General features: G+C 69.0%; 5 protein-coding genes and 1 riboswitch. All 5 genes read left to right on the top strand.

Features of this window, described 5'->3' with window-relative positions; all coding sequences use genetic code 11:
- Positions 1-1990, top strand: a 1990-nt coding sequence (locus ACYVD1_RS33880) for a sigma-70 family RNA polymerase sigma factor (protein ID WP_460778569.1), incomplete at its 5' end; no start/stop codon positions are given.
- A 195-nt stretch (positions 1991-2185) separates the two neighbouring features.
- Positions 2186-3943: an NYN domain-containing protein gene (locus ACYVD1_RS33885; protein ID WP_460778570.1), complete on the top strand. Its 1758-nt coding sequence runs from the start codon at positions 2186-2188 to the stop codon at positions 3941-3943.
- 26 nt (positions 3944-3969) lie between these two features.
- Positions 3970-4542, top strand: coding sequence for a hypothetical protein (locus ACYVD1_RS33890; RefSeq protein WP_460778571.1), 573 nt, complete (start codon positions 3970-3972; stop codon positions 4540-4542).
- 400 nt (positions 4543-4942) lie between these two features.
- A riboswitch (cobalamin riboswitch) is annotated at positions 4943-5145 on the top strand.
- Positions 5146-5299: 154 nt separating this feature from the next.
- Positions 5300-7843 (top strand): ribonucleoside-diphosphate reductase subunit alpha, encoded by a 2544-nt coding sequence (locus ACYVD1_RS33895; RefSeq protein ID WP_460778572.1) that lies wholly within the window; start codon positions 5300-5302, stop codon positions 7841-7843.
- A gap of 100 nt (positions 7844-7943) precedes the next feature.
- On the top strand, positions 7944-9026 hold the full coding sequence (locus ACYVD1_RS33900; RefSeq protein WP_460753058.1) for a ribonucleotide-diphosphate reductase subunit beta: 1083 nt from the start codon (positions 7944-7946) through the stop codon (positions 9024-9026).
- Positions 9027-9250: the final 224 nt, after the last annotated feature.

Below are 9250 nucleotides of genomic sequence, written 5' to 3' on the forward strand. Positions count from 1 at the left end.
CGACCCGCCGCCCGCCCCGCCCGAGGACGACCCGCCCGAGGACGACCCGCCGGAACCCGAGTCCCCGGACGCCCCGGAACCGGTCCCGGCACCGCCCGCGGACATCCCCGCCGCCGAGGTTCCAGCCCCGGAACCGCCCGCCCCCGCAGAACCGGAAGAGCCCGAAGCTCCCGAAGAGCCGGAAGAGCCCGAGGCCCCCGAGGAGCCCGAAGAACCTGAGGAGCCCGAGGAGCCCGAACCCGAGTTCGCGGCCGGTATCGACCCGGTCGGATCGCTGGTCCCGGGTGGCGACGGGATCATGGTGCTGGACGTGCTCAACACGGGTGCGGCCACGGCCGAGGACGTGGTCGCGGAGATCAGCCTGCCGCCCGGCGTGGAGATGGTCTCCTCCGGTGGGGCGGGCAACGCCGTACCGATGGCGGACGGCCAAGGCGACTGGGGTTGCTCGGCCGGGAGCGGCGGCGGCGCATGCCACCGTTCCGCGATGGACGAAGGGGAGAGCAGCACCCAGTTCTTCGACGTCCGGGTGGCGCCCGGCGCCGACGTGGACGTGCCCGCCAGCGTGGTGGTCTCCTCCGGAGAGGTGAGCTTCAGCGCCACCGGTGAGCGCGGGGTGAACCCGGAAGGGACCGCCGCCCGCTACGCCACGGCGGGGCCGGTGCGCACGGAGTCCGTGGGCAACTCCCTGATGACCTGCACCGAGCCGGAGAAGCCGGAGGGCGGCTGGCCCTGGCCGTGGTGGGGGTGGCCGCGCGACTCGGAGACCCCCGGGGACGAGGCCCCCTTGGGCGAGAACCCGGACGCCCCGGACGCCCCGGGAAGCCCGGAGAGCGCGCCCGCGCCGGAAGGTGCTCCCAGCGTGCCTCCGGAAGGGGAGGGCGACGCCGACCTGCGCAGATCCCCGTCAGAGCAGGCCGATCCCGGCACGGATGTGACGGACGGGGTCGGTGATGTCCTCGGGGACGATGGTGTTCTCGGCGGGTCCGAGGACGGATCCGACAACGATGTTCCCGAAGAACCCGACGGCGACGGGTCCGGCGGGGAGGGGGCCGACTCGGAGGCGGCGCCCGGAACCGACGGCCCCGACACGCCCGGAGTACCCTCCCCCGGCCCGACCGACGAGGGGTACACCGGGGATCCCGAGGAGGAGGGGGAAGGTGACGAGGAATCCGAGGAGAAGCCGGGGCCCTGCGCGGACGCACGCGAACGGGTCGGTGACCAGATCGACAACGACAACTGGGTGATGGCGCCCCTCGACCGCGATTGGGACCCCACGACGACCTCCTCCAGCTCCGCCACCTGGGAACTCCCCGCCGGTGGTTCGGTGCGCTGGGCCGGCCTGTACTTCTCCGCGGCGGGCAGTCCGGAGGCGCCGACCGCTCGGATCAAGGGTCCGGGCATGGCCGCCTACACGACGGTCGCCGCCGCCGACACCGGGGTGGTCGACCTGCCCGGCTATCGGGCCTACCAGGCGTTCGCCGACGTCACCGAGCTGGTGCGCGAAGGGGGCAGCGGCGAGTGGTGGGTCGGTGACATCCCGGCCACGGAGGGCCGGGGGGTCCACGCCGGCTGGAGCATGGTGGTGGTGCTGGAGGATCCGGCGGTGGACGGGTACCAGCAGGCGATGGTCCTGGACCAGAGCACCGCCGTCTTCCAGGACCCGGAGGGTGCACGGTTCCCTGTGTCCGGCCTGTTGCCGGAATCGGTGCCGACCCGGTTCGACGCCGTGGTCTGGGAGGGCGACGCCGATCTCGGCGGAGACCGGGTGACGGTGGACGGGACACCGGTCGCGCCGACGGAGGGGTACGGCAGCATCGACAACGCCTTCGTGAGTTCCGCGCGCGGAGTGGTCGGTGATCCGATGACCTTCGGGACCGACGTGGTCCGATTCGACGCAGTACTTGGACGTGAATCGGAAATCCGAATCCCGTCCGGGCAGGACGCCCTGTTGGTCGGGGCCGTCGCGCTGACGGCCCCGATGCGCACCTGATGTTGACGATCGCGCGGGGTTTCCGTGACCCCGAGATGACCGGAACACCGCGAGCCACCCAGGAAACGCGCTTTGCGTAGTCGAGCCGTAACTAGGGGTATTTAATTGTCGCGCACAAAACGAGACAGACTTGGCTAGGCTGTGCCCCGGCCATGGAAATGGCCCCAGAGATCGAAGGGAAGGGGGCGGTGACACGTGGACCGCTGCGCGTTGTTCGTCGACGCGGGATACCTTCTCGCCGACGGCGCGATGGCCGTGCACGGAACCCGTAACCGGGACTCCGTCGCCTGGGATTACTCCGGTCTCGTCCAGTTCCTCAACGAGGTCGCGCGAGACCGGACGGGGCTGCCGCTCCTGCGCTGCTACTGGTACGAGGCGGTCGCCGACGACCGGCGGGCGCAGGAGCAGGACGGCATCGCGGACATCCCCGGGATCAAGTTCCGGGCCGCCCGCATACGGCCCGGCCGCAGGGAGGGAGTGGAGAGCTACGTCCAGCGCGACCTCGCCACCCTCGCCCGCACCGGTGTCCTGTGCGACGCGGTCCTGGTCAGCGGCGATGAGGACATGGCGTCCGTGGTCGCGGACGTTCAGGACATGGGTGTGCGCGTGACCGTCGTGCACATCTCCGTGGAAGGCAACTGGACGATCTCCCGCGCACTGCGCAGGGAGTGCGACGACCTCATCGAGATCGGCGCCGGGCACCTCCGCCCCCACGTCAACCTCCTCTCCAACGGTGGTTCCACCCAGGAGAACGCCGCCAAGACCACCACGCCCTTCGCGAACGGCCGTGCCCGGCCCGCGCAGGAGCCGCCGAGCCAGCCCGCAGCCGCGAACACCGGTCGCGTCGAGCCGGTCAACACCTCCACCGGCGGGCTCGAGGCGATGTTCACGGGCACCGGAGGCCAGTCGGTACCCCAGGGCAGCGCTATGGAGCAGCTGCGTGCGATGCGCCGCTCAATAGCGGAACAGCGGGGTGTCGACCACCTGGCCGGGCCGGGGGCGGAGAACACGCCGCCGGGCGCGATCGACGCCAACGGCTTCCCCTCGGGCGGACAGGTTCCGCCCGGGGTGAACGGCACCGGGGCCTACCCCGGTGCCACCGGAGGGCATCCGGCCCAGAACGGCCACTCCCCTCAGGGCGGTCCGCCGCCTCAGGGAGGCCATCCGCCCCAGGGCGGTCATCCGGGCCAGGCAGGCCATCCACCCCAGGCCGGGCACCCGGTGCAGGGCGGCCAAGGCGGTTACGGGCCACCCGGTACCGGAGGGCACCAGCCCATGCGCGGCGCGGAGCCGGGGGTCTACGGGCTCCCTGGCAGACCGGCGCCCGGCCAAGGGCCACCGATGACCGGACCCCAGCAAGCCTTCAACGGAACGGGGCCGCAGGCGGCGTTCGGCAGCGGGACCGGGCCGCAGAACTCCTTCGCCGACCACCAGCAGGTGCCGCCGAGGAGGGATGCTCCGCCTCCCCAGCAGGACCCGAGGTTCGGACCCGGACCAGGCGAGGAACCCGGTTTCGGAGGTGGGGCAGACGCAAACCCTACCTATGGGACCAGTACGGAAACTGACACCGCGTACAGCGGTGCCGCCTCGCCCCCGCACGGGGGAGGGCGACCTACTGGTCCCGAGTACGACCGCCGGTTCGGTGCCGGTCCCTACCAGGAATCCAGCCCTAGTCCTGGATATGCCCAGCAGACCGGCCCCGCCACGCATACCGTTGATGATGCGGTGCACGTCGCGCGCAAGGAAGGGAACGACTTCGCGGAATCGATCGCACGTGAGGCGCCCGTCCTGTGGGTGGAGGCGGTCCTCGCCCGCAGGCCGCGGATGCCTTCGGATCTGGAGGCACGCCTGCTCCAGGGGTCCTCACTCCCGATCGACCACCTGTTGCGCGACGAGGTCCGTGACGGGTTGCGCCAGGGGTTCTGGCAGGCGTTGGAGCGTGCCAGGCCCTGATCGGTGCGTGGGATTGCGAATAGGGGATGGGGGCGATGCGGTTGACCCGCGTGACGACGGCGGAACTCGACCGACTGGAGTTCCACGCTGTCCGATCCGGTGAACACGGTCGGATCGCCGCCCAGCTACTGGATCTGGCGAACCGGGTGGACGCCGGGAGCGAGGTCACCCGTGCGGAGCTGTTCGTGCGTTCGGGCGAACAGTGGGAGATCGCACAGGAGTTCGAGCGAGCCTGTGCCGCCTACCAGCGCGCCATCGACGACGGCGGCCCCACCGTGGTCGACGCGCACGCCCTGAGCGCGGGAGCCTTGCTCCAGCTGGACGAGCGCGACCAGGCCCACGAGCACCTCAAGCGGCTGGAGGCCGGGGAGCCCGTCGAGCTCCCCACCCACATCCACGTCGCGGAGGTGCTCTACGCGCACGACGACCTCGAGGGTGCCGAACGCTGGGCGACCGCCGGTGCGCGCCGTTTCACGGGCGGGTCCCAGCCCGCCTACGCGCGCGACCTCTTCGTGGAGCTCCTGAGGATCCGGTTCCGGATCAGGACCGACATGGGACTGGTCGAGGACGACCTGGACCTCCTGCTCGACGAGGAGTGAGCTTTCCGACGCGTTCGCGGAGATCCGGAGCCCTGGGGCGCGACGGAATCTTCCGCGCCCGGCCGCGTGGTGTGTGTCTCTGCCGCTCTCAGGCGGCCGAGTGCGCGCCGGGTCCCAGGCGCGCTGCGCCCTGTCCCATCCGGACCCTCTCCGAGCAGCTCCAGGCCTTCTTGTGGTGCCTCTCTCGGGCCACCGCGGACGTGTCCGCCCCGCCGACGTTCTAGGCTGTGTCCGACCCCCTCCGGAAGCGTTTGAACGCGGCCCATCGTGCACCGGATTCGGGTACCTGCGCGGTGCACATACCACGCTCCGCGCGTATGTTCGGCACTCATCGAAGAATCCGAGAAATCTACGACACGCCATCATCTTGCGGTGTTCCAAGGTGACAAGCCCTAGATGTAGTATCTGTCCCGCTGGTGGTTCACCGGGGTTCCTGACCCTGGTGAGGCAAGAGGGAACCCGGTGGGAATCCGGGGCTGCCCCGCAGCGGTAAGCGGGAACGAAGGCCGTCACACGCACTGGGAACCCCCTACGAGGTCCTGGGAAGCGACGGTGAGTAGGTCGCCCGTGAGCCCGAAGACCTGCCACCGGCGCGCACCCCCACGTGCGTGACGACGGAGCTTCGAGGGCGAGCTGCCGCGACCCGCCTGCGGACCGCGCGTATCCAGTACGCCGGTTCTCCGGTGAGCCCGCACGCTTGTCACTCGTGACCCCGTTCTCCGCCGGGACTCTTCTTTACTGAGGTTGGAGCCGCTGTATGACCCTTGACGTCGAGGCCGTGCCCGCATCCGGTCGGCGCGAGCCGAACAACGGCGGTGGCGCCCGCCCCGCCATCGACCGGATCGAGCACGTCGTTACCGAGGCCTGTGCGCGGCTCACCGGTGTTTCGGCGAACAAGGTCCTCACCGAGGCGCGCCGCGGCTTCTACCCCGGGATCCCCGACCACGAGGTCGAGCTGGCCCTGGTCATGGCCGCCCGCAGCTTCGTGGAGGTCGACCCGAACTACTCCTACGTGGCCGCCCGCCTGCTGCTGGACAAGCTCCGCACCGAGGCCCTGACCTTCGTCAGCGGTGTCCCCGAGAACGCTGGCCAGACCGAGATGTCCGACCGCTACGCGACCTACCTGGCCGCCTACGTGGGCCGTGGTATCGACCTCGGGCAGCTGGACCCGGCGCTGGCCAAGTTCGACCTGGAGCGCCTGGGCAAGGCCCTGCACGCCGAGCGCGACGAGCAGTTCACCTTCCTCGGCATCCAGACCCTGTACGACCGCTACTTCCTGCACAGCGACGAGGTCCGCTACGAGCTGCCGCAGGCGTTCTTCATGCGCGTCGCCATGGGCCTGGCGCTCAACGAGGACGACCGCGAGGCCCGCGCGATCGAGTTCTACGAGCTGCTGAGCTCGTTCGACTTCATGGCCTCCACACCCACCCTGTTCAACTCGGGAACGGTGCGCGCGCAGCTCTCGTCCTGCTTCCTCACGACGGTCGGCGACGACCTCCAGGACATCTTCCACGGCATCAGCAACAACGCGATGCTCTCGAAGTACTCGGGCGGCCTCGGCAACGACTGGACCCCGGTTCGCGGCCTGGGTGCGCACATCAAGGGCACCAACGGCAAGAGCCAGGGCGTCGTCCCGTTCCTGAAGATCGCCAACGACACCGCCGTGGCGGTTAACCAGGGTGGGCGTCGCAAGGGCGCGGTCTGCGCCTACCTGGAGACCTGGCACATCGACATCGAGGAGTTCCTCGACCTCCGGAAGAACACGGGAGACGAGCGCCGCCGCACCCACGACATGAACACCGCGAACTGGGTTCCGGACCTGTTCATGAAGCGTGTGGAGGAGCAGGGCACCTGGACCCTGTTCTCGCCGGACGAGGTCCCCGACCTGCACGACAAGTACGGCAAGGACTTCGCCGAGGCCTACGAGAAGTACGAGGCCGAAGCCGAGTCCGGCCGGATCAAGGTCTCCAAGAAGATGCCTGCGGTGGACCTGTGGCGCCGTATGCTCACCATGCTGTTCGAGACCGGCCACCCGTGGATCACCTTCAAGGACCCGGCGAACCTGCGCTCGCCGCAGCAGCACTCCGGTGTGGTGCACTCCTCCAACCTGTGCACCGAGATCACGCTGAACACCGACAAGGACGAGGTCGCGGTCTGCAACCTCGGCTCGGTCAACCTGCCCCAGCACGTGGGCCGGGACGGCATCGACGCCGAGCGCCTGCGCCGGACCGTCCGCACCGCCGTGCGCATGCTGGACAACGTCATCGACGTGAACTTCTACACGATCCCCGAGTCTCACCGCGCCAACATGCGCCACCGCCCGGTCGGCCTGGGCCTCATGGGCTTCCAGGACGCGCTGTTCAAGATCCGCACCCCGTTCGGTTCCGAGGGCGCGGTGACCTTCGCGGACGAAAGCATGGAGCTGATCAGCTACTACGCCATCGAGGCGTCCATGGAGCTGGCCGGCGAGCGCGGCGCGTACGAGAGCTTCGACGGTTCCCTGTGGAGCAAGGGCGTCCTGCCGATCGACTCCCTGAACCTGCTCGCCGACGCCCGCGGCGGTGATGACCTCGTCATGGACCGCGGCGAGACCCTGGACTGGGACTCCCTGCGCGAGCGCGTCAAGTCCGACGGGATGCGCAACTCCAACGTCATGGCGATCGCGCCGACGGCGACCATCGCCAACATCACCGGCGTCAGCCAGTCGATCGAGCCGGTCTACCGGAACCTGTTCGTCAAGTCGAACATGTCCGGCGACTTCACCGTGGTCAACGACTACCTGGTCCGCGACCTCAAGGAGCGCGGTCTCTGGGACGACGACATGGTCTCCGAGCTGAAGATGCACGACGGCAGCCTGGGCGACATCGACCGGGTCCCGGACGACCTCAAGGCCCTGTACGCGACCGCGTTCGAGGTCGACCCGACCTGGCTGGTGGACGCGGGTTCGCGCCGACAGAAGTGGATCGACCAGGCGCAGTCCCTGAACCTGTACATGGGCGCGCCCAGCGGTCGCAAGCTGGACGCCCTGTACCGCCACGCCTGGCGCTCCGGTCTGAAGACCACCTACTACCTGCGTTCGCAGAGCGCCACGCACGTCGAGAAGAGCACGTTGAAGGGCACGGACGGCCGTCTCAACGCGGTCTCGGCGACCCCGGCCGCGGCGCCCGCCCCGGCCGCCAGCCCGTCCCCCAGCCCGAGTCCGGCCCCGGCGGCCGCGCCCGCCGAGCCCGAGGACGAGTTCGAGATCGTCGACGGCCAGGCGTGCGGCATCGAGGACCCCGAGTGCGAGGCCTGCCAGTAACGGCGGACGTGGCGGGGGGGGGCGGCCGCCGCCCCCACCCGGCGATCCTTCACTTCCAGCAGACGACACCGGTCCGACCGGAGAACGGAAAGCACCGAGCATGACCGCGGTTTCCGAGAACAACACCGCATCCACCACAGGCCTTGGTGAGATCCAGCGCGACGCGGAGCGCGTCAACGTCGACGACAAGTCGATGATCAACGCCCGCGCCGATGTCAACCAGCTGCTGCCCCTCAAGTACACCTGGGCGTGGGACAAGTACCTGGCCGGGTGCAACAACCACTGGATGCCCACCGAAGTCGCCATGCAGGCCGACATCGCGCTGTGGAAGTCCAAGGACGGGCTGACCGAGGACGAGCGCCTCATGCTGAAGCGCAACCTCGGCTTCTTCGCCACCGCCGAGTCGCTGGTGGCCAACAACATCGTCCTGGCCGTGTACCGGCAGCTCACCAACCCGGAGTGCCGCCAGTACCTGCTGCGCCAGGCCTTCGAGGAGGCTGTGCACACGCACACCTTCCAGTACATCTGCGAGAGCCTCGGCCTGGACGAGGGCGAGCTCTTCAACATGTACCGCGAGGTCCCCTCGATCACCGCGAAGGACGCCTGGGCGCTCAAGTACACCCAGAACCTGGAGGACCCGGAGTTCAGCACCGGCACGCCCGAGGCCGACCAGGCCTTCCTGCGTGACCTGGTCGCGTTCTACGTGATCTTCGAGGGCATGTGGTTCTACACCGGTTTCGCGCAGATCCTCTCGCTGGGCCGCCGCAACAAGATGGTCGGGATCGCCGAGCAGTACCAGTACATCCTGCGCGACGAGTCGATCCACCTGAACTTCGGCATCGACGTGATCAACCAGATCAAGATCGAGAACCCGCACCTGTGGTCCGAGGAGTTCCAGGCCGAGGTCCGGCAGATGCTTACCGAGGCCTGTGAGCTCGAGGTCGCCTACGGCCGCGAGACCATGCCGCGCGGTGTGCTGGGCCTCAACGCCGAGCTGTGCGAGAAGTACATGCACTTCATCACCGACCGCCGGGCCGAGCAGATCGGCCTGGCGCCGATCTTCGGTGAGACGGAGAACCCGTTCCCGTGGATGTCGGAGATGATGGACCTCCAGAAGGAGAAGAACTTCTTCGAGACCCGAGTGATCGAGTACCAGACGGGTGGCGGCCTGGACTGGGACTAGATCCCTCACCGGAGAACCGCGGTTCTCCCCTCCAACGGCCCGGGGTGGGCGCGCACCCCGGGCCGTTCGCCTTCCCCGCGCTCCTCCAGGGGTACGGCTAGTGTCCTGAGTCGTTAATTCGTCGGCAGTACGAAGCAAGGGATTCGAGGATCTCCTCGGCCGTCTTGTGCCACACATAGGGTCGAGGGTCCTCGTTCCACACCCTGATCCAGGAGTGGATGTCC

The organism is Nocardiopsis nanhaiensis, assembly GCF_054778635.1.